This is a genomic window from Barnesiella sp. ET7 (assembly GCF_024733785.1).
Taxonomy (GTDB): domain Bacteria; phylum Bacteroidota; class Bacteroidia; order Bacteroidales; family Barnesiellaceae; genus Barnesiella; species Barnesiella merdigallinarum.
Genome location: NZ_JANRHM010000056.1, coordinates 1 through 1,095, shown reverse-complemented (window position 1 = coordinate 1,095; position 1,095 = coordinate 1). Strand labels below are relative to the sequence as shown.

General features: G+C 50.8%; 1 protein-coding gene and 1 pseudogene. Both read left to right on the top strand.

Annotated features, from left to right (window positions below; genetic code table 11):
• The first annotated feature begins 2 nt into the window (after window positions 1-2).
• The gene (traJ, locus tag NW211_RS13865) at window positions 3-959 is read left to right on the top strand and encodes a conjugative transposon protein TraJ (RefSeq protein ID WP_258328271.1); all 957 of its coding nucleotides are present in this window, start codon (window positions 3-5) and stop codon (window positions 957-959) included.
• A gap of 19 nt (window positions 960-978) precedes the next feature.
• A pseudogene (locus tag NW211_RS13860) lies at window positions 979-1,095 on the top strand (conjugative transposon protein TraK); the annotation flags it as partial.

Below are 1,095 nucleotides of genomic sequence, written 5' to 3'. Positions count from 1 at the left end.
GTCTGTATGTGGATATGATGCCCCTCTGTTCGCAGATGACGGGTGTCGCCAAAGGACTTGCCGGATTGGGTGCTCTCTTTTACGTTGCCTATCGTGTCTGGCAGTCATTGGCAAGAGCCGAGCCTATAGATGTCTTTCCACTCCTGCGTCCCTTTGCTCTCGGATTGTGTATCATGTTCTTTCCGACCTTGGTGTTGGGTACGCTCAACAGCGTAATGTCGCCCATCGTGACGGGAACGCACAGAATCCTTGAAACGCAGACCTTCGATATGAACGAGTATCGCAGGCAGAAGGACAAGTTGGAATTTGAGGCGATGAAACGCAATCCCGAAACGGCCTACCTCGTGGATAAGGAGTCCTTTGACAACAAGCTCGATGAGCTCGGTGCACTGGATGCGATTGAGGCTTGCGGAATGTATGTGGATCGTGCGATGTACAATATGAAAAAGGCTGTTCAGAACTTCTTCCGTGAACTGTTGGAACTGATGTTCAATGCCGCAGCCCTTGTCATAGACACGCTGAGAACATTCTTCCTCATCGTCCTCTCGATACTCGGGCCCATATCCTTTGCGATAGCCTGTTGGGACGGCTTCCACGCCTCACTCACGCAGTGGTTTGTCCGATATATAAGCATCTATCTGTGGCTGCCCGTGAGCGACCTATTCAGTAGCGTGCTTGCACGCATACAGGTACTGATGCTACAGAAGGACATCGAGCAGTTGTCCGATCCCAACTTCATCCCTGACGGGTCGAATGCGGTCTATATCACCTTCCTCATTATCGGCATCATCGGATATTTTACCATCCCTACGGTAGCCAACTGGATAATCCAGGCAGGCGGCGGTGCCGGCAACTACGGCAGGAACGTAGCGCAGACAGCAAGCCGTACAGGTTCGATAGCAGCAGGTGCGACAGGTGCCGCCATCGGCAACATCGCAGGAAGATTACTCAAACGATAACCTTTAAAACTGTATTCAAATGGAATTCAAATCACTTAAAAACATCGAAACCGGCTTCAGACAGATACGCTTCTTCGGCATTGCCTACCTCTTTGTCTGTGCTTCACTTGTGGGCTTCTCGCTTTGGAAGGCATAT